25 protein-coding genes are annotated in these 19,072 nt (G+C 56.7%); 11 read left to right on the top strand and 14 right to left on the bottom strand.

From position 1 onward, the window contains the following. Positions 1–71: 71 nt before the first annotated feature. Positions 72–251: a zinc-finger domain-containing protein gene (locus SJY29_RS01840; RefSeq protein WP_076659887.1), complete on the bottom strand. Its 180-nt coding sequence runs from the start codon at positions 249–251 to the stop codon at positions 72–74. An 87-nt stretch (positions 252–338) separates the two neighbouring features. On the opposite strand from SJY29_RS01840, the gene SJY29_RS01835 reads away from it, so the two are divergent. Beyond that, positions 339–1,268 carry an ABC transporter ATP-binding protein gene (locus SJY29_RS01835; protein ID WP_110279785.1) on the top strand — a complete coding sequence of 310 codons (930 nt, stop codon included), beginning with the start codon at positions 339–341 and terminating at the stop codon, positions 1,266–1,268. 62 nt (positions 1,269–1,330) lie between these two features. Here SJY29_RS01835 and SJY29_RS01830 read toward each other — a convergent pair whose 3' ends face one another. Together SJY29_RS01830 and SJY29_RS01825 are read right to left on the bottom strand one after the other, a co-directional pair. Beyond that, positions 1,331–1,693: a histidine triad nucleotide-binding protein gene (locus SJY29_RS01830; protein ID WP_055293976.1), complete on the bottom strand. Its 363-nt coding sequence runs from the start codon at positions 1,691–1,693 to the stop codon at positions 1,331–1,333. 8 nt (positions 1,694–1,701) lie between these two features. Further along, positions 1,702–3,279, bottom strand: coding sequence for a DUF5928 domain-containing protein (locus SJY29_RS01825; protein ID WP_400086102.1), 1,578 nt, complete (start codon positions 3,277–3,279; stop codon positions 1,702–1,704). Positions 3,280–3,420: 141 nt separating this feature from the next. On the opposite strand from SJY29_RS01825, the gene SJY29_RS01820 reads away from it, so the two are divergent. Together SJY29_RS01820 and SJY29_RS01815 are read left to right on the top strand one after the other, a co-directional pair. Then, positions 3,421–4,215, top strand: a complete 795-nt coding sequence (locus tag SJY29_RS01820; RefSeq protein ID WP_400088810.1) for a sulfotransferase family protein — start codon at positions 3,421–3,423, stop codon at positions 4,213–4,215. 61 nt (positions 4,216–4,276) lie between these two features. Beyond that, positions 4,277–4,984: a hypothetical protein gene (locus SJY29_RS01815; RefSeq protein ID WP_400086099.1), complete on the top strand. Its 708-nt coding sequence runs from the start codon at positions 4,277–4,279 to the stop codon at positions 4,982–4,984. Here SJY29_RS01815 and SJY29_RS01810 read toward each other — a convergent pair. Both SJY29_RS01810 and nth read right to left on the bottom strand, forming a co-directional pair. Further along, positions 4,962–5,954, bottom strand: coding sequence for an adenosine kinase (locus SJY29_RS01810; RefSeq protein ID WP_400086096.1), 993 nt, complete (start codon positions 5,952–5,954; stop codon positions 4,962–4,964). The genes SJY29_RS01815 and SJY29_RS01810 overlap by 23 nt on opposite strands. Continuing rightward, positions 5,951–6,595 (bottom strand): endonuclease III, encoded by a 645-nt coding sequence (gene nth, locus SJY29_RS01805; protein ID WP_327544022.1) that lies wholly within the window; start codon positions 6,593–6,595, stop codon positions 5,951–5,953. The genes SJY29_RS01810 and nth overlap by 4 nt, the downstream gene beginning before the upstream one ends. Positions 6,596–6,688: 93 nt before the next feature. On the opposite strand from nth, the gene SJY29_RS01800 reads away from it, so the two are divergent. From SJY29_RS01800 to SJY29_RS01790, 3 genes are all read left to right on the top strand, one after another. Then, positions 6,689–7,537 carry a methylated-DNA--[protein]-cysteine S-methyltransferase gene (locus SJY29_RS01800; protein ID WP_400086094.1) on the top strand — a complete coding sequence of 283 codons (849 nt, stop codon included), beginning with the start codon at positions 6,689–6,691 and terminating at the stop codon, positions 7,535–7,537. Between the two features lie 117 nt (positions 7,538–7,654). Continuing rightward, the gene (locus SJY29_RS01795) at positions 7,655–8,311 is read left to right on the top strand and encodes an OmpA family protein (RefSeq protein ID WP_400088808.1); all 657 of its coding nucleotides are present in this window, start codon (positions 7,655–7,657) and stop codon (positions 8,309–8,311) included. Positions 8,312–8,425: 114 nt separating this feature from the next. After that, positions 8,426–9,193, top strand: a complete 768-nt coding sequence (locus SJY29_RS01790; protein ID WP_110279778.1) for a FadR/GntR family transcriptional regulator — start codon at positions 8,426–8,428, stop codon at positions 9,191–9,193. Here SJY29_RS01790 and SJY29_RS01785 read toward each other — a convergent pair. The 6 genes from SJY29_RS01785 to SJY29_RS01760 form a co-directional block, all read right to left on the bottom strand. After that, positions 9,190–9,930 carry a lysostaphin resistance A-like protein gene (locus SJY29_RS01785; protein ID WP_400086091.1) on the bottom strand — a complete coding sequence of 247 codons (741 nt, stop codon included), beginning with the start codon at positions 9,928–9,930 and terminating at the stop codon, positions 9,190–9,192. The two genes, SJY29_RS01790 and SJY29_RS01785, sit on opposite strands and share 4 nt — an antisense overlap. 119 nt (positions 9,931–10,049) lie before the next feature. Then, positions 10,050–10,610 (bottom strand): F0F1 ATP synthase subunit B, encoded by a 561-nt coding sequence (locus SJY29_RS01780; RefSeq protein WP_400086088.1) that lies wholly within the window; start codon positions 10,608–10,610, stop codon positions 10,050–10,052. Positions 10,611–10,613: 3 nt separating this feature from the next. Beyond that, positions 10,614–11,159, bottom strand: coding sequence for a F0F1 ATP synthase subunit B' (locus SJY29_RS01775; RefSeq protein WP_110279775.1), 546 nt, complete (start codon positions 11,157–11,159; stop codon positions 10,614–10,616). 80 nt (positions 11,160–11,239) lie between these two features. Then, entirely contained in the window at positions 11,240–11,464 is a 225-nt protein-coding gene (locus tag SJY29_RS01770) for a F0F1 ATP synthase subunit C (RefSeq protein WP_055293956.1), read from the bottom strand. 55 nt (positions 11,465–11,519) lie between these two features. Further along, on the bottom strand, positions 11,520–12,278 hold the full coding sequence (locus tag SJY29_RS01765; RefSeq protein ID WP_110279774.1) for a F0F1 ATP synthase subunit A: 759 nt from the start codon (positions 12,276–12,278) through the stop codon (positions 11,520–11,522). After that, positions 12,268–12,603: an AtpZ/AtpI family protein gene (locus tag SJY29_RS01760; protein WP_076659363.1), complete on the bottom strand. Its 336-nt coding sequence runs from the start codon at positions 12,601–12,603 to the stop codon at positions 12,268–12,270. Before SJY29_RS01760 ends, SJY29_RS01765 begins: the two co-directional genes overlap by 11 nt. A gap of 206 nt (positions 12,604–12,809) precedes the next feature. Between SJY29_RS01760 and SJY29_RS01755 the strand changes: the two genes are divergently transcribed. After that, positions 12,810–13,133 carry an ArsR/SmtB family transcription factor gene (locus SJY29_RS01755; RefSeq protein ID WP_400086083.1) on the top strand — a complete coding sequence of 108 codons (324 nt, stop codon included), beginning with the start codon at positions 12,810–12,812 and terminating at the stop codon, positions 13,131–13,133. A gap of 60 nt (positions 13,134–13,193) precedes the next feature. Here SJY29_RS01755 and SJY29_RS01750 read toward each other — a convergent pair whose 3' ends face one another. Next, positions 13,194–13,583 carry a winged helix-turn-helix transcriptional regulator gene (locus SJY29_RS01750; RefSeq protein WP_400086080.1) on the bottom strand — a complete coding sequence of 130 codons (390 nt, stop codon included), beginning with the start codon at positions 13,581–13,583 and terminating at the stop codon, positions 13,194–13,196. A gap of 107 nt (positions 13,584–13,690) precedes the next feature. On the opposite strand from SJY29_RS01750, the gene SJY29_RS01745 reads away from it, so the two are divergent. Further along, entirely contained in the window at positions 13,691–14,548 is an 858-nt protein-coding gene (locus tag SJY29_RS01745; RefSeq protein ID WP_400086078.1) for an SDR family oxidoreductase, read from the top strand. An 87-nt stretch (positions 14,549–14,635) separates the two neighbouring features. Here the strand turns inward: SJY29_RS01745 and SJY29_RS01740 are convergent, their stop codons facing one another. Both SJY29_RS01740 and SJY29_RS01735 read right to left on the bottom strand, forming a co-directional pair. Beyond that, positions 14,636–15,514, bottom strand: coding sequence for a DMT family transporter (locus SJY29_RS01740; protein ID WP_400086076.1), 879 nt, complete (start codon positions 15,512–15,514; stop codon positions 14,636–14,638). After that, a complete protein-coding gene (locus tag SJY29_RS01735; RefSeq protein WP_110279769.1) occupies positions 15,514–16,392 on the bottom strand; it encodes a LysR family transcriptional regulator in 879 nt (292 codons plus the stop codon). The genes SJY29_RS01740 and SJY29_RS01735 overlap by 1 nt, the downstream gene beginning before the upstream one ends. 136 nt (positions 16,393–16,528) lie before the next feature. On the opposite strand from SJY29_RS01735, the gene SJY29_RS01730 reads away from it, so the two are divergent. The 3 genes from SJY29_RS01730 (at position 16,529) to ffh (ending at position 19,070) form a co-directional block, all read left to right on the top strand. After that, on the top strand, positions 16,529–16,888 hold the full coding sequence (locus SJY29_RS01730; RefSeq protein ID WP_400086073.1) for a hypothetical protein: 360 nt from the start codon (positions 16,529–16,531) through the stop codon (positions 16,886–16,888). A gap of 24 nt (positions 16,889–16,912) precedes the next feature. Then, positions 16,913–17,410, top strand: coding sequence for a hypothetical protein (locus SJY29_RS01725; RefSeq protein WP_400086070.1), 498 nt, complete (start codon positions 16,913–16,915; stop codon positions 17,408–17,410). Positions 17,411–17,564: 154 nt separating this feature from the next. Continuing rightward, on the top strand, positions 17,565–19,070 hold the full coding sequence (ffh, locus tag SJY29_RS01720; protein ID WP_110279766.1) for a signal recognition particle protein: 1,506 nt from the start codon (positions 17,565–17,567) through the stop codon (positions 19,068–19,070). Positions 19,071–19,072: the final 2 nt, after the last annotated feature.

Below are 19,072 nucleotides of genomic sequence, written 5' to 3'. Positions count from 1 at the left end.
TGCCATGATACGCATCATGGTTCCAGTGACCATCTGCCTTACAGCGACACTTAGCGCAAAAACAGGATGGATCAGACTTTGCCTTCAAAGTCCTTATGCACAAGCTTTGCATCGCAATACGGGCATTCAATCCAGCCCTGCTCATGCGGGATTTGAAGCCACACGCGGGGATGACCCAGCGCACCTTCACCGCCATCACAGGCCACGCGCCAATCGTTCACAATCTTTGTTTCGGGGGCTGGTGTGGACATGATCTTACCTGTCTGGTTGCCGCGGGGCGCGCCCCGCCTTAAGTCTGCACCAGACATACCGCAGGTGCGGCGCAGGGGAAAGACAACATGACCGACAATGCCATAGAAATTCACGGGCTGAAAAAGACCTATGCCGCCACCGGGCGCAGCCCAGCCAAAGAGGCACTGAAAGGGATTGATCTGGATATTCCGCGCGGATCAATCTTCGGCCTGTTGGGGCCGAATGGCGCGGGCAAGTCGACGCTGATCAATATTCTGGCGGGTTTGGTCGTGAAAACCGAAGGTACCGTAAAGATCTGGGGCTTTGATCAGGACAAGAACCCGCGCCAATCGCGCGCGGCCATCGGGATCATGCCACAAGAGCCGCATCTGGACCCGTTCTTTACCCCCGCAGGATCGCTCGACGTACAGGCGGGGCTTTATGGAGTGCCCAAGAACCAGCGCAAGACAGCCGAGATTCTGGAACTGATCGGGCTGACGGACAAAGCCAACGCCTACGCGCGCTCGCTTTCGGGTGGTATGCGGCGCAGGCTCTTGCTGGGCAAGGCTCTGGTACATTCGCCGCAAATCCTTGTGCTGGATGAACCCACCGCAGGCGTCGATATCGAGTTACGCAACATGCTTTGGCAGAACGTGCGGAAACTGAACGACGAGGGAATGACGATTATCCTGACGACCCATTACCTCGAAGAGGCCGAAGAGATGTGCGACGACATCGCCATCATCAACCACGGCGAGGTGATCGTGCGCGACAGCACGGCCAACCTGCTGGGACGACTTGACAGCAAAACGCTGGTGATTACACCCGACAGCCCCGCCGATCTGCCCGCCCTGCCCGATACGATTACCGGACAAAAGCTGGCCAATGGCATGCTGACCTTCACCTACCAGAGCGGCACAACACCAGCAGATCAGATCCTGAATATTGTGCGGGATGCAGGGATCACGATCAAGGATGTCAAAACGCAAGAGGCGCATCTGGAGGAGGTGTTCCTGTCCCTCACCTCATCCAAATAGGCATGGTCTTTCTATGTCCCTTCAAACTTCCCCCGGAGGGCATCAAAATTCCTGAATTTTGATTAGCGCGCCAACATCCGCCCCATGGGACGACCACCCAGAATATGCATGTGGTAATGCGGCACTTCCTGCACCCCGTGCGCGCGGGTGTTGGCAATCGCGCGGAACCCTTCCTCGACACCGGTCAGACGACACACCTCGGCCACGGCCTGCATAAAGCCACTGTGTTCCTCGGCCGAGGCATCACGGGCAAAGTGATCAAGGCTCATATAAGGGCCTTTGGGGATGACCAGCACATGTACGGGCGCCTGCGGTGTGATGTCTTCAAAGGCCAGCGCATGATCGTTTTCATAGACGGTCTTGTTGGGGATCTCTCCGCGCAGGATTTTGGCAAAGATATTCTGATCGTCGTAGGCGTATTCCATAGGTATCCTCAATCAACAAAAAGATGGGGGGTCTCGGCAAGCGTGCGTGCCAAATCCGGCGACACGCTCAGAAACTGGGCAAGTGCAGATGCATTTTCGTCTGTCGTCGCCGTTTCCTTGATCCGGCTGGCATTCACAAATTGCGCATCGCGAATGGCTTCGCGTTCATAGACCATGTCATGGCGAATGGTTGGCAAAAGGCGCGCAAACGTCGCTTCACTGGTCTGCGGACCAGCAAGCCCCACCCGCATCGCATGACCGACCAGATATTCATCATCAAAAGCACACTCGATCTCCAGCAAGCGCACAGTGGCGCGGTCGGTGTAGAAATCGGTAATCAGATCAAGGCTGGATGTATCAAGACAGATCACCAAACGGTCGCTGTCGAAATGATCGAAAATCAGACGCATCAAAGCGCGCCGGTGACGTCCGCGTTTCTGCAAAGACGTCTCGATGCCGCCAAGGTCCGGTAATGGGGTTTCGTCTTCGTTAAAAAGATACTCCAAGGCCGGCACATTGGTATGATGCTGGATCGCGGCAACAAGTCGTTTGGCGACGTGCCATTTCTTGCACGCGATGATCATCAACTCGCGACTGCGCCCGAGTGTCGTTTCATTCTCCCAGAACCGTGGCGCAAAGCGCCGCCCTACGCGGCCCCGACCCGTCAGGAACTGAAACAAACTGCGCCCTTCGTCGGAAATCACAAAATCCATCCGGTCGCTGGCGTAGAGCGTACCAAGCTGGCTACGCAGGTCTTCTGCCTCGGGGCTGATCTTGCGCGCAAAAAGCGACCCTTGCCCCAAAAGCAGCTCGTAATGATCGTTATAGAAGGTCACTGGCATGCCGTAATCTGTGAACATCAGAAACGTCAGTGTGCGATTCTCGATCTCGCGGGCAGGCACAAGGTGGCGTACGAGGGTCTGAAAGAACGTCTCATCAGGGATCCAGGTTGTGCGAAAAAAGCGCATCACATCACGGCGGGCATAGGCGAATTCGAGGATCGCCTCGATGGTCTGACGGCGCAAACACCACCATTGGCTACCAATCATGATCTGCAAATCCTCGGGGATTTTGCGCGTCATCTTGAAACGCTTTTGCAACTCCAAGGCGGTATAGAACCGGCGCTTCTGCGTCCGCTCGTTAAAGAAATGGCGGTAAACCAGTCGTTCCTCGCGAAAACCGGTCTTAATCCAGTTGCTGTCAAAGAAATCATGGCTTTCGATGTAATCCACATCGTTTGCGTCCAGCAGGTCGTGGGCAAATTTCGCAGATTTGATGGGCATGCAATCGCCCGACACCATGTAGAAATGCGTCGCGCGCGGAAACGCCGAAACGGCCGCTTCAACGGCATGTAGGGTCGCCTGCACAAGGCTCCACTCGCCCCATCCGCATTTCACGCGACGCTTGGCAAAGGCCACGTTCTCGTTTCCGGCCAAAGCCGCTTCGATCTCGCGGAAATCCTGCGCAGAGGCGGAGGCATCAAAGTGGATCGCGATATAGTCACCCGCTGCCGTCAACTGCTCTGCCTGCTGGATAATCGCCGCAGGGTTCTTGTGACACAGCAAGATAAAGGCGACACGTGCCATGTTTTCGTTCGATCCTCTTTCACAAGTCGTGCTCAAAGCTGTCATAACGCGAACAGACATTGAAGTTACAGGCTTTCTTTGCTTTGAAAGAGGCCAGTACTCGAAAAGGATTTCTGCGTGGCGAATTTTCCCGGAACCTGGATGACCGATAGCGAAAGCGTGGTTTACCGCGTGGTGCCTAAATGTGCCTGCTCGACCATTGGGCAGATCATGTACTATTCCGACCACGGCGCGTTCTTTGACGGTGACATCCATGATGCCAAGACGGGCATCCACAAATGGGCACTGGACGACAGCAAGCCGCTGATTGAGCGGAACGTGGCGGCGCATCAAAGCTATGCGTTTACCTGTGTGCGCAATCCCTACACGCGCATTCTGTCGTCTTTCTTTGACAAGATTTGCGGCGTGCAGCGCAACGGCAAATACTATCGCGGCAATCTGGTGCCACTGCTGATCCAAAAATACGGGATCGAGGTAGGCGACCCTGAAAGCGGCTTTGAATTCGACCAGATCAAGAGCTTCCGGCGCTTCCTTTTGTTCGCGCGCGATACCATCCGCTGGCGGCGCCCGATGGAGCCTGACATTCACTGGTCGGCTATGTCCGGTCATATCTCGACCTTCATCGTGAACGGCGGGCGTTACGACAGCATTTTCTGGACCGAGAAATTCAATGACGGGATGCAGCGGGTGCTGGACGGTATCGAAACCAAACATCCGGTCGATCTGGCGCAGATTCCGCGCTTTAACGAAAGCGAAGGACACGGCCCCAAACGTGCCCATCCTGTCGAGGATTACTTCGACGATCTGTCCATGCATATCGTTTATGAGATCTACAAAAAGGACTTTCGTATCTTCAAATACGATTTCGAAAATCCCGCCAACAAGATGCCCATTGGCGAGATTGATCTCGATGAGGTTCACGCCAAACTTGGCTGACACTCGACATTTGCGCCGCATGGCCTAACTCTTTGATCGTAAAGACGAAGGATATGGTCTTATGTCGGTCGTATTGATCCTGGGCAGTGGCCCGAATGTCGTAAAATGCCGTGAGTGGCCGCGTGATCCCTTTGACCGGATTGTGGCGATCAATAACGCCTGGGCCGTGCGCCCTGATTGGGATGATCTGATCCATCCTGACGACTTCCCTGTTGAGCGGATGCCGGTGGATATGTCTGCGGGTCAACGGATCATTCGAGCGACAGAATATGTGCCGCTCCAGAATACACTGGGTGGCTTTGTCTATGCCGGAGGCACGATGGCCTTTACTGCGTCCTACTGGGCTTTGACCGCGCTCAAGCCGAGGGTGATCGCCGTCCTGGGCTGCGATATGGTTTACGACGACGCCAGCAAAACCCATTTTTACGGCAAAGGCACAGCCGATCCTCTGCGCGCGGACGTATCACTCCGGTCTCTTGAGGCAAAATCTGCACGCCTGATGGCTCTGGCTGCGCGCCAAGGGTGCGCGATGGTCAACCTGTCAACCGATGAAAGCAGGCTGGTTTTTCCGCGCGCCACGCCAGAGACTGCGGCAGATGCCAAGCCGCTATTGCCAGACGAAGCGGTTATTGATGCCGCTTTGGCCGAAGAGGAACGTTTGGGGTATTACGTCCCCTCCGGCAAATACTGGAAAGAGGAAAGCCGCTTTGATGTGGCGTCCATAGATGCGCTGGATGCGCTTTGGCTTAAAGCAGTCCCTGCCCTTTGAACAAAGCTTTCAAATCCGCCTCGGGGCGCGCACCGATGTGGCTGATCACCTCGGATGCAGCGACATTGCCCATCATCGCGCAGGTCTGCAGATCGTGACCATTGGTCAGCCCCCACAGGAACGCACCGGCAAAGAGATCACCCGCGCCGGTGGCGTCAACAATCTGTGTCGGCACCGCAGGCACATGCCAGCGCTGGCCTTCAGCCAAGACATGTACGCCATGTTCGCTATCGGTGCAGGCCACGATCGCGACCTCTGACGCCGCTTGTGCGAGGGCCGCATCAAAATCTTCGGTCTGATACATCGACCGCATTTCAGCGCGATTGCAGAACAGCAGATCCACGTGATCGCGGATCATATCGCGGAAGGCATCGCGGTGCCGCTCAATGCAGAAAGGGTCAGAAAGGGTCAGAGAAACGCGCCCGCCCGCGCCCTTGCAGGCCGCAACGGCCTTGGCAAAAGCGGCATGACTATCGGGGCCGTCAAAACGGTAGCCTTCCAGATAAATCCATTCGGCTTCGGCCATCTGGTCTTCGTTGATGTCATCCGCAGACAGGAACTCTGTGACGCCCAGATAGGTATTCATCGACCGCTCGCCGTCAGGGGTGACAAGGACAATGCAGCGCCCCGTTTCGGCCTCTTCGGACTTGGGCGCCATCGCTGTTTCGTAACCGGCACCCTGCGCGCGCAGATCATGGGCAAAGATCGCGCCCAACTGGTCGTCTTTCACCTTGCCCACATAGGCCGTGCGCCCGCCCAGATGCGCAATACCCGCAATCGTATTGGCCGCAGACCCGCCGCTGACCTCTTTGGCCGGTCCGACGCGGGAATAGAGATCAACCGCGCGCTCCATGTCGATCAGTTGCATGATGCCTTTCTCAACACCGGCCTCGGCCAGAAACGCATCTTCGGCGCGCGCCAGAACATCGACCATCGCATTGCCGATGCCCACGACCTGATACTTTTTCATAGGTTTTTATCCTCAAACATACAAAGATCGCGGATCAGACAGCCCGCGCATTTCGGTTTACGTGCCACACAGGTGTAGCGGCCATGCAGGATCATCCAGTGATGCGCATGAAGTTGAAAATCAGCCGGAATATGGTCTTCGATCGCGCGCTCGACCGCATCCACATCCTTGCCCGGTGCTACTCCGCTGCGGTTACCAAAACGGAAAATATGGGTGTCGACGGCTTGGGCCGGTTGCTGCCACCACATATTCAGCACCACGTTGGCCGTTTTGCGCCCGACTCCGGGCAGGGATTGCAAGGCCGCGCGGGAATTGGGAACGACGCCACCGTATTCATCGACCAGAATCTGGCTCATCTTGATGACATTCTTGGCCTTCTGACGGAACAGACCAATGGTCTTGATATGCTCGGTCACACCCTCAAGCCCGAGGTCGAGCATTTTCTGCGGTGTATCGGCAATCTTGAACAGCTCACGCGTCGCCTTGTTCACACCTGCGTCCGTGGCCTGCGCCGACAGCGCCACAGCCACGACAAGCGTGTAGACATTCACATGCTCAAGCTCGCCTTTGGGTTCAGGCTCTGCTGCATGGAACCGCTCAAAGATCGCGCGGATAGTATGATAATCAAGCTGTTTGGCCATGGCGTCCGGTATGCCTTGAAGCCCGAAAAGGGGCAAGCGCGGATGCGCAATTTTCGGGTCGCTTCACCGGTGCCTTGCCCATAGTTTGACCGCATGGAACAGAATGACACATATCATTATCAAGTCATGCGCCGCGCGATTGCGGCAATCGACGCAGCAGGCGATGCCCCACTCCCGCTGGCCGATCTGGCCGCCGAGATGAACATGAGCCCCGCACATTTTCAGCGCCTCTTTTCCGCGTGGGTCGGTGTGTCGCCCAAGCGTTACCAGCAGTATCTGACACTGGGTCATGCCAAGGCGCTGCTGCGTGACCGGTTCACCACGCTGGAAACGGCCCATGCCGTCGGCCTGTCGGGCAGTGGCCGCTTGCACGATCTTTTTGTGCGCTGGGAGGCAATGAGCCCCGGTGACTATGCCCGCGACGCAGCTGACCTGACGATCCGCTGGGGGTGGTTTGACAGTCACTTTGGCCCCGCTCTGGTCATGGGTACCGCGCGCGGGATTTGCGGGTTGGCCTTCGCCGCCGAAGCCGGACCGGATGAGGCCATGGCCGATCTGCAAGCGCGCTGGCCCAAAGCCGTCTATATCGAAGACCCTGACGCCCTTTCTCCTTGGGCGACAGCCGCCCTTGGTATGACTGGCGAGACACAACTGCACATGATCGGCGCGCCATTTCAGCTCAAGGTCTGGGAGGCGCTGCTGACCATCCCTTCGGGCCATGTCACCACCTATTCCGAAATCGCACAGGCCATCGGCAGCCCCAAGGCCGTCCGCGCCGTTGGTACTGCCGTCGGGCGCAATCCTGTCAGCTGGCTGATTCCCTGCCATCGTGCGTTGCGCAAATCGGGCGCACTCGGGGGGTATCATTGGGGTCTGCCGGTCAAACGCGCCATGCTGGCTTGGGAATCCGCAAGGGCCGATGCCGCGCCGCTAAACCTTTAGAATAGGCAAAACCCTGCTGGTCGCCGCGCCGTTATTGGATATCATGGCAGAAATGGGCATAAGCTGACCCATCACAGAGGTGCGCCTATTGCACCGATATCAAATGGAACCATGACCATGAAACTTTCGAAATTCCCGCTCGTTGTCGCAGCTGCGTCACTGACCCTGATTGCCGCCTGCGATGAAACCGGTCCGAACCAGATGCAGAACACACAACAGGGTGCTGCAATCGGCGCTGGCGCCGGTGCGCTTTTGGGTGTGATCGCCAATAGTGGCGGCTCTGTCGAAGACCGCCAGCGCGGCGCGTTGATCGGTGCGGCCCTCGGTGGCGGTATTGGTGCCGGCGTCGGCAACAGTCTTGACCGTCAGGCAGAAGACCTGCGCCGTTCACTGCGCAGCGATGTCGGCGTATCCAACAACGGCCGCAACCTTGTTGTTGTTCTCAGCCAGGACCTGTTGTTCGCAACAAACAGCACGCAGGTGTCCGGCACATCGCAGAACGAGTTGCGTATCGTTGCAAACTCGCTGAACCAATATCCGAACACCACGGTGAACGTGATCGGCCACACCGACAACGTCGGTGATGCCGCCTTTAACCAGGGCCTGTCCGAACGCCGCGCACAAGCTGTTACCGCGATTCTCATCGGCGGCGGCGTGTCACCGGCACGTATCCGCTCGATCGGTGCTGGGGAAAACAACCCAATTGCTTCGAACCTGAACGCATCGGGCCGCCAAATGAACCGCCGCGTGGAAATCGTGATTACGCCAAACTAAGGCGCAGCTTCTTTCAGGAAGTATCGGAGGAGCCGCAGCGATGCGGCTCCTCTTTCTTATTGTGGATGCGGGGCTTTGGTCATATCATTTGACCAATACATTCTGAAAGCTCACATGCCTTTTGAACCGGTCAGCCAAGAAAAACTCTCGCATGGCGTTGTGCGCCAGATCGAAGGATTGATCCTGAGAGGCATTTTGCGTCCCGGCGAACGGCTCCCGTCAGAGCGTGAGCTCAGCGAGCGGATGAGCGTGTCACGCCCGTCGCTGCGCGAGGCCCTGTCAGAATTGCAGGAGCGTGGCTTGCTGGCGTCCAAGGCCGGTGCCGGCGTTTATGTCGCCGATGTACTGGGGTCTGCCTTTGCGCCGGCTTTGGTCACACTGTTTTCCACCCATGACGAGGCGGTGTTCGACTACATCAGCTTCCGCCGCGACATGGAAGGATTGGCAGCCGAGCGGGCCGCGCGATTGGCCAGCGATACCGACCTTCAGGTGATCAACGCCATTTTTGAAAAAATGGAAGCCGCGCATCAGAAACGCAATCCTGCCGACGAGGCACATCTGGACGCTGACTTTCACCTGTCCATCATCGAGGCCAGCCACAACATTATCATGCTGCACATGATGCGCTCGATGTACGAACTGCTGCGGGAAGGTGTGTTCTATAACCGCACAATCATGTTCAAACAGCGCATGACCCGTGATGCGCTTTTGGAACACCACCGGATTATCAACACGGCCCTGCAGAACCGCGATGCAGCAGGTGCGCGCAAGGCGGTCGAAACACATTTGAATTTTGTCGAAGCCTCGCTGACAGATCATAAGAAATCCGAACGCAATGAGGTCTTTGCCCAAAAGCGGCTGGAGCACGAAGGCCGACGCTAATCTGCGCGCCCTTTCCGGATCATAGCGGTCCAGAGCCAGATCGAGATGACAGCCTGAATGGCAATACCGATCAGGGCGAAAGGGTGCAGGATTGCTGCGATCTGACCCAGGATGACAGCAATGTTCCAAAACCAGTGCCAGATGATCAAAGGCCAGAGGTTGCCAACGCGGATCGCGATCGGGGCAAGAAAGAATCCGACCAGAAACGCAAAGAGCACTTGCAAAGAAGTTTCGCCCGCGCCCTGCCCCGCAAGCCGGTTTACCCAATGAAAAAGACCGAACGCGAATGCGCTAAGAAACATTGCCATGGGCATCGCTATGCGTGTCATTGCGCCGCGTAGAAGGATACCCCGAAAAACCAGCTCTTCGCCGAAGGCAATCAGAAATGTCGTGACGAGTAAGAGCGATACTCCGCCTGCGCCCAAGCCTCCCAACGTTTGTTCCGTGAGCGTCTGCACAAGACCCAGACCCATCACGGCAAGGATCACCCAGCTTGGCAGAAACCAGAGCATACCGGACCACTGCAACCGGCCGAACCCAACAGAACGCCAACCTGCATGGCGCATTGCAATGGCGACACAAAAGAGAACTGCCACCAGTTGAACAGGTAGCAACATGAGTAGTGCAATTTCGAGGGTGATCGGTTCTGGCCGCAAAATAAAGGCAAGGGCCGTCCCGACAGCGATAATCGCAGCATAGACAACTGCGGTGATTATCCCGAGCCGGAGGCCAGGCATCGTCAATACTCCTGCACTGCGCCCCGAATACCAGTCTCAGAGACACCCCTGCCTCTGTCAACGAAAAAGCCCGACTGCGCAGGGCACAATCGGGCTTTCACAAAAGGTATGTTTCGGGCCTAGTGCAGTTTTTCAGCAACCGTGCCGATGGCATCATCAATCAAAGCGCCAGCCGCTTTCGCGTCCATCTGCTTGGCCATGACATCTTTGGCGACAGCAACAGCGACATTCACCGCTTGGTCACGAACCTCTTTCACAGCAGAGGCCTGCGCACTCTGGATCTGCTCTTCAGCAGCGGCAAGGCGACGCGTGATTGACTTCGCGATATCCTCTTTAGCAGAAGCGGCAGCATTGGTTGCCTCTTCCTTCGCAGCCGAAACGATCCGAGCAGCCTGTTCCTGTACTTCTTTTTGCTTGCGTTCGTAGCTGGCCAGCAGGGCCTGCGCTTCTTCACGCAAAGCTTTCGCTTCGTCCAACTCGGCTTTGATGTTGTCCGCACGCTTATCAAGCATACCGCCAACAAGGCCAGGAACTTTGAAGTAGAGCAGGATTCCGATGAAGATCAGAAATGCGATCGTGACAACAAAGTCAGTGTTCGCCAGCGAGAAGAACGGCTTGTCACCGGCAGCAAGCGCAGGGCTTGCAGCAAGGACAAAAAGGGATGTGAGCATCAGTCTCATAAGTTATCCCTTCATCCGTGCAGTGACCGCAGCGGTGATCGTTTTCGCGTCAGCAGTGCCACCCATCGCTACAACAAGTTCCTTGGCTGTGGCCTTGGCAACTTCTGTGACGCTCTTGACTGCACCTTCGCGAATTTCAGCAATCGCCGCTTCGCTCTCGGCCGTCTTGGCAGCAATCTGTGCGTCAGCTTTCTGAAGCTCGACATCCAGCTCAGCCTGAATTTCTGCTTTGGCTTCGGCCACGATCTTGTTGGCTTCTGCACGCGCATCCAAGAGCGCTTGATCATAAGCCGCTTCAGCTTCAGCCGCCTTGTTTTTGAGCTCTTCAGCCGCAGCAATATCATTGGTGATCGTGCCGGAACGCTCTGCCAGAACCGCACTGATGCGGGGCAGCGCGACGCGGGACATCACGAAGTAGACCGCGATAAGCGTTATAACCAGCCAGAAAATCTGGTTGGGCATCCAATCTGCGCAAAGCTGCGGCATGCCAAGGGCAGAGCCCCCTGCATCAACGCAAACTCCTGCGACGTCTGTTGTTTCTGTTGCCATTATGGCCCCCGAATACCTTGAATGTTTACCTGATGGCCGCGGTCACGCGCCCATCAGGCCGTAAGGATATGGGTGTGTTCTTAGACTGCGAACATAAGCAGAAGCGACACGAGGAACGCGAAGATCCCCAGAGCTTCGGCAAATGCCAGACCGATGAACAGTGTTGCTGTCTGACCAGCAGCAGCAGATGGGTTGCGCAGTGCGCCCGCCAGGTAGTTACCTGCTACGTTGCCAACACCCAGTGCAGCCAAACCTGAACCGATTGCCGCAATGCCTGCGCCGATGTGTGCGAGATCGCCTTCCATGTGAATTCTCCTTACGATTGGAAGTTGAGTAAAGTGGCGAGAAACCCCGCCGTTGTTAGTGTGCGGGATGAAGTGCGTCTTTGAGGTATACGCACGTCAAGATGGTGAAAACATAAGCCTGGATGCCGCAAACAAGGATCTCCAGACCGTAGATCGCGATGATGCCCAGGATTGCAGCGGGACTGATAAGTGCCGCGGCAGCGAAGGTCGCGAACACTTTCAGAACAACGTGACCCGCAGCAATGTTACCGGCCAAACGAATGGACAGGCTCACTGGGCGTACGAAGTAGGAAATGATCTCGATAATCGCGATGATCGGGCGCAAGAATGCGGGTGCATCCGACATCCAGAAGAGGCCAAGAAACGCAGGTCCGTTCTTGACGAAGCCAAGGATTGTGATCGCGATAAATACGCCAAAACCCAAAATCACGGTCACTGCGATCATCGAGGTCGGCGAATATGACATCGGGATCAGGGCAAGATAGTTCGAGAACAGAATGAACAGGAACAGCGACATGATGTAGGGGAAGTATTTCACCCCGTCCTTGCCGGTGACATCCTCGACCATCTTGTAGATGAAACCGTAGAGAAGCTCGCCAACGGATTGCAGGCGCGTCGGAATGATCGCGCGGCCACGGCTACCCAGCACAAAGACCGCAACAATTGCCAACAGCGCGATTGCCATCCAGAGCGTTACGTTTGTCGGTGTATACCAGCTTACGGGACCATCACCAAACAACGGCTTGACGATAAATTGGTCCAGCGGGTGGAATTGGAATACGGAACCACCTTCGGAGTACTCTTCAGTCGCCACGTGCTTCACCCTCTTCTGTCGCAGCCGCAAGCTGCTTTCGTTGAACCTCTTTGGCTGATCGCACCATGGTCATTACACCAGCCGCGAGGCCAAAAAATATAAACAGCACCAAGAAAATAGGCATAGTCCCCAACAGGGTATCCAGCCCGTATCCGATGCCAAATCCGATCCCAAGACCGGAAACAAGCTCGATCACCATTCGCCAGGCAAGTTGCACCTGAGAGTAGTGTTCTTCCGAATGGTCCTTAACCTCAGCCGGCGCTTTCAGCGCAGCGATCTTCGCTTCAAGTGCCTTGAGGCGTGCTGCGTCTTCGCTTTCGGACATTGGTATAACCCTTTGGAAGGTTGCGCATGGTTTAGGGTGCAGGGCAATTAGAGTCAATAGAGCCCATCTCCCATATTAATTGTTTAAAAACTGATAGTTACAGGATATCCGGGCGCTGCAATCTCCAGCCCTCGACACAACCCAACCAAAACCCGATATTCAACCAAATGGTTGACGTTTCGACTGCGTGCCGCTTAATCGAAGCCATGACCACCCAACTTGACCAAACCTTCGCGGCATTGGCCGACCCGACACGGCGTGCGATCCTTGCGATGCTGCTTGAGGATGACATGGCCGTCACCGACGTTGCGGAACCGTTCCAGATGTCATTGGCAGCGATCTCCAAGCACCTGGGTGTCTTGACCGCAGCAGGGCTGATCTCGCAAGAAAAGCGCGGGCGTGTGAAATGGTGCAAGCTGGAACCGGACGCCTTGCGCGAAGCCTCGGTCTGGATGCAGGCCTTCGGGCAAATGGACGCCATTGACCTGGACGCATTTGAAATGTTTCTTGCGCAACAGCTCGGCGCGTAAGGTGGATCTAGATCCACTGCACCATGCATGCAGTTGTTCAGAACACGCGCTGGCGGCGTGTCATGCCTGATCGAAACGCGCTCGCGACGCCGCAATCTGGTTTTCTTGCGAGATCGCCCAATCCACCATCTGGGACAGTGGCGACAGAAAGGACCGCCCCAGATCAGAGAGGCGGTATTCAACACTCGGTGGTTTGGTGTCGAACACCTGCCGAATAACCAAACCGTCCCTTTCCAGATCGCGTAGGGACTGCGTCAGCATCCGTTTGGAAATATCAGGCAGCGCGCGTCCAAGTGCGTTAAATCGTTGCGGTCCAACCGCAAGCTCAAGCACGATCAGGCTGGTCCATTTGGCCGCGACATGATCGAGTATGCTGCGCACAGGGCAATTCTCAAGCGTGAAGCCCGCCTCTTTGAGCTGTAATGGCCTGTTGCCTGTCACCTGATTCATAGCGGTTCCCTTTTTGTAACCTGGAGACAAATTCATGCCTCCTTTACGAGGCGAAATGCGGTCTCTAAATGAGAGTTATATACGAAACGAAACCACAAGGAAATACAATGTCGACATTCCTCATTACCGGCGCTTCGGGCCAATTGGGTCAACAAACAATCAGCCACCTTGCGCAAAAGACAGACGCCGCAAACATCGTGGCATTGGTACGCACCGATGCGCAGGCGGCGGATTTTGCCGATCGCGGCATTGCGACCCGCAGGGGCGATTATAACGACCAAGCCAGCCTTGAAGCCGCATTTGAAGGCATTGACCGGATGCTTTTTGTGTCCGGCTCTGACATCGCGAACCGTATGCCCCAACACAAGGCCATCGTTGCGGCGGCCAAGGCGGCTGGCGTCGGTTACATCGCTTACACCTCCTTGCTTGATGCAGCTGAAAGCCCGCTTGCGCTGGCAGCAGATCACAAAGCAACCGAGGCGCTGATCGCGGATAGCGGCATCGCATACACTTTCCTACGTAATGCATGGTATAGTGAAAACATGCTCATGAGCCTTGAGCAGGACCTGAACATGGGTCAGCACTTTGGCGCAGCTGGTGACGGCAAGTTTTCCTTTTCATCTCGGGGCGATCTGGCCGAGGCCGCAGCGATTGCTCTCTTGGGCGGATATGATGGTGAAACGCTTGAACTTGGCGGCGACGAAGCGCTGTCGATGGCAGACTACTGTGCAATCCTTTCTGAAGTTGCAGGCAAGACAGTCACCTATGTGGATATGCCCGCGCAAGCCTATCAAGAGGCGTTGCAGAGCGCGGGGTTGCCGCCAGAATTTGCAAGCTTCCTTGCGATTACCGATGCGCAGGCTGCGCATGGCGCCCTGCAAGACGACAGCAAGACCTTGTCCAAGATGCTGGGCCGTCCGACCGTGACAATGGCGGACGTCCTGCGCAACGCTTTGCAAAAGTAGGCAAATCCTAGGTATTTATGTACTGGCCCCCCATCGCTGGGGGCCAGTCCCGTGCGCGTGAAACACGCCCTTAACTGACACGAGGCACTACTCTTCGCGTAGCAACATAACCAAGGCCGCGATCGTCAACGCGACGCCCGCCAGGACCCAGACCGGCGGTGGCGCACCCCCCAAAGCCAGCGCCCAGACAATGACCCATGACGGGACAAGATAGGTATAGGCCATCACCTTGGAGCTTGGCAGCCGCATAGCTGCGAATTGCAGCAAAACGAAAGTCGAGGCACTGGCAAAAACCGCCGTATAGAGGATTGTCAGCCAGACAATTGCCGGTAGCGCAGCCCAGTCAGTAGCCATCAAATCCGCCCACCCCCACACTGTCAGCAGTATTGATCCTGCCAGCATGACACCAAAGGAAAACACGGCCGCACTTTCTCCGCGGTTCAATTTGCGCACCAATGGCGTGTAAATCGCATGTGCCGCGCAGCCCGCAAAATAGATCGCCTCACCCCGCCCTATCTCAAAACGCAGAATTGCCGCGACATCGGCGCGGAAAATCACCCAGACGGCCCCAACGGCCCCGATCAACAGGGCCAAAGCAATGCGCGGGGTCAGTTTCTGGCCCAGTAAGAACCAGCCAAAGCCGGCCGCCATGATGGGTGTTAGTGTAAAAACTGCCGCAGCGCTGACGGGAGGTGCAGTTTTCAACCCCTCGAACATCAGCACGAAATAGGTGCACAGGAAGACGGCGAGAAGAATATAGCGCCAAGGCGCTTGCGCGGCCGCGCGGGGCACGCCCGTCGTCAGCAGCAGTGCCGCGCCAACAACACCAGTCGCAATCCAGAACCGCACCGCGTTCAGCGCAGTGGGCGTGATTTCGTTGGCTGCCAAAGCGCCCAAGGCAAATGAGCCTGCAACCAACATCGAGAATGCAAGCATCGCCAGATGCCCGGCTCGGGCGGGCAACATTACGCTTCCAGCGTCTTGATACGGTCTTTCAGATAGCGCAGGAAGGATTGCACCTTGGTTGTCCGGTGCAAATCAACATGCGTAACAATCCATAGCGGCACAGACCAGATGTCCCGCCGCTCGACGACTTCGACCAATTCGGGGTGGGTGCTCAGGGCCTGCGACATCACAAAACCGATGCCGCCACCCGCAATCACAGCATCCTGCAAATTCCGGTCATCGGTTGCCCGAAACGTCAAGCGGTCCTCGGTGACCACCTCGCGCAACCAACGGGTAAACGGCGCGCGGCTGGTGTCATCATCCTGAGTAACAAAAAAGTGGTTCTTCAGATCGGCCTCATCCTTCGGCATCCCGTGCCGCGCGATATACGCCTCGGACGCGACCAGCGCCATTTGCTGATGCATGAAAGGCTGTACCACATTGTCCGGCTCATCGGGCATCTTGCCGGCACGGATGGCAACATGCGCCTCACCATATTCAAGCCGGAACACGCGTTCACCAGTGCGGTAGCGCACGCGGACTTCGGGGTGCTCTGCCTGGAACCCGACCAGAATAGGCGTCAGGATACGCGACGCCAGCCCGAGTGACGTTACAACCAGATCACCCGATACACCTTCACCCTGCCCTTTGATCCGCCCTGCAAGCTGCGTGAACTGATCATCTGTGGCTTGCGCCACCTGTAAAAGGTCTTGTCCGGCTTCTGTCGCGGTATAACCGCGTGCATGGCGCTGGAAAAGCTTGACCCCAAGCCGTTGTTCCAGCGCATCAATATGACGGATCACAGTCGCATGGTGAACGCCAAGCTGCTCGGCCGCGCCGCTGACAGTGCCTTGGCGCGCAACCTGAAAAGCGGTCCTGATTTCGTCCCAGTTGTCCATTTTCCACCCTGTGCGCTGACAAACATATAGGCATCAAATTTGACCAAATCGTTCGCGGACGCAAGCCCTTGCTCTGGTACAGGGACGAAAATCCGCCGAGGCTGGACATCATATCCGGAGCGCTATGTTGCATCGCATGAATAATGCAAACCGATCCATGATGTTCCTGCGCGCAGCTTTGACGCTGGCCTTTCTCTACTTCGGCCTGCGCAAGCTGGGCAGCTTCAGCACCGATGTTGCAATTTACGAAGCGATCGGCTTTGGCCAGTTTCCCCGTTATATCACCGGATCCATCGAAGTGGTCGGCGCCGGACTGCTTTGGTGGCGTGGCTGGGAAGGCATCGCAGGGCTATTGCTACTGGGTACCATGATTGTCGGGCTCAGCGCGCTGCTGATCTGGGTTGGACCGCCCTATTGGCACATGCTGATGCTGATCCTCGGCACCGGAGCGGTCGCGGTCCATTATCGCAATCAGTTCATCGCCTTGATCCGCTAACCGCGCGGACATATCGTCCGCGGCATGAAGATTGTTCACGATACGCCAGAAAAACTGGTGCTGAGTTTCGTGCCATGGGTTTTTGCCACGGTACTCAGTGCCCTGCTGCTTGGCGTGGTCGGGTTTGGATTGAATGCACTCTTTACCGGCGATGTCAGCGCTGCGTTCTGGGGGCTCTTCGCGATCCCTTTGTTCATGCTGTTGTTTTTGGTCATCTTCGTGCGTCGTGATGACCTGATCCTTGACCGCGACCGCAACCTGCTGGAACTGCGCCACTCTACCTTTCGGGGCCGCACGCGCGTGCGGCACAAGCTTGAGCATCTCAAAGAGGCCAAATTGCAGAGCAGCCGGAGTGAAAATGCGAACACTTACAGGATCACGCTCGTTCTCGACGGCGGGATGGATGCAGGCACGCATGCGGTAACCCCGATCTACGCAAGTGGGCGCGGCGCAGAACGTGGTGTGGCCGCAATCAACGCATGGCTTGCCCAAGATGTTGACTCGCATCGGTCACAGGCGTAAACGGCCATCAACTTCCGGATAGCGTCAGCTTTCCGGTCCCCGCAATTAGGGGATCGCCCTCCGTCAGCGCGTCGCGCCCACGGGGGCGCTACTGCTTTATGCTTTGCGTTCTTATATACGTAGGGCAATGACAACGAAACGAGGGCCTTGGCCGATGTTTGAGAACCTATCCGAACGCCTGTCTGGCGTCTTTGACAAGCTCACCAAACAGGGTGCGCTGAGCGATGATGACGTCAAAACAGCGCTACGCGAAGTGCGCGTGGCCCTGCTTGAGGCGGACGTATCGCTGCCTGTCGCGCGGGATTTCATCAAGGCAGTGCAGGACAAGGCGACAGGACAGGCGGTGACCAAATCCATCACGCCGGGCCAACAGGTTGTCAAAATCGTCCATGATGAGCTGAAACACGTACTGACCGGCGACGCAGACCCCGGCGCACTGAAAATCGACAACCCGCCTGCGCCCATCCTGATGGTGGGTTTGCAGGGGTCCGGTAAGACCACCACAACAGCGAAACTGGCCAAACGCCTGAAAGAACGTGAAGGCAAGCGCGTGCTGATGGCCTCGCTTGACACCAATCGCCCTGCGGCGATGGAACAACTTGCAATCTTGGGTGCACAGATCGGTGTCGACACGCTACCGATCGTCAAAGGCGAAGACCCGGTCGCAATTGCCAAACGTGCCAAGACGCAAGCCAGCCTTGGCGGTTATGACGTTTACATGCTCGACACCGCGGGCCGTCTGCACATTGATCAGGAACTGATCGCGCAAGCCGCCGCTGTCCGCGATGTGGCCAACCCGCGCGAAACGCTGCTGGTGGTTGACGGCCTGACCGGTCAGGACGCCGTGAACGTCGCGCAGGAATTCGACGACAAGATCGGCGTGACCGGTGTTGTCCTGACCCGTATGGACGGTGACGGGCGTGGTGGTGCGGCGCTCTCGATGCGCGCCATCACCGGCAAGCCGATCCGTTTCGTCGGCCTTGGCGAAAAGATGGATGCGATCGAAACCTTCGAGCCGGAACGGATCGCGGGCCGCATCCTTGGCATGGGCGATATCGTCGCCCTCGTTGAGAAAGCACAAGAAACCATCGAGGCCGAACAGGCCGAACGCATGATGAAGCGCTTCCAGAAGGGCCGTTTCAACATGAACGACCTCAAGATGCAGCTTGAGCAGATGATGAAGATGGGCGGCATGGAAGGCATGATGGGCATGATGCCCGGTGCGCAGAAGATGTCGAAACAGATGGCGGCCGCGGGCATGGATGACGGAATCCTGAAACGCCAGATCGCGCTGATCAATTCGATGACCAAGAAAGAGCGCGCCAACCCTGATCTGCTTGCTGCATCACGCAAAAAGCGGATTGCAAAAGGTGCCGGACTTGAAGTGTCCGAGTTGAACAAGCTGCTCAAACAGCACCGTCAGATGGCCGATATGATGAAGAAGATGGGCAAGGGCGGGATGCTGAAACAGGCCATGAAAGGCATGTTCGGCAAAGGCGGCGGGATGCCCGAAGGTATGCCCGACATGAACGATCCCAAAGCCATGGCGGAAGCCGCCAAAGCGCTGCAAGGCAAGATGCCTCCGGGCGGTTTGCCCGGTCTGGGTGGCGGCGGCATGCAACTGCCCCCCGGCCTTTCTGGTTTCGGGAAAAAGAAATAACC

The organism is Yoonia sp. R78084 (genome assembly GCF_044595625.1).
In the GTDB taxonomy this organism is placed as follows: domain Bacteria; phylum Pseudomonadota; class Alphaproteobacteria; order Rhodobacterales; family Rhodobacteraceae; genus Yoonia.
The sequence above is the reverse complement of the archived record's forward strand: the minus strand, read 5'-3'. Positions and strand labels throughout refer to the sequence as shown.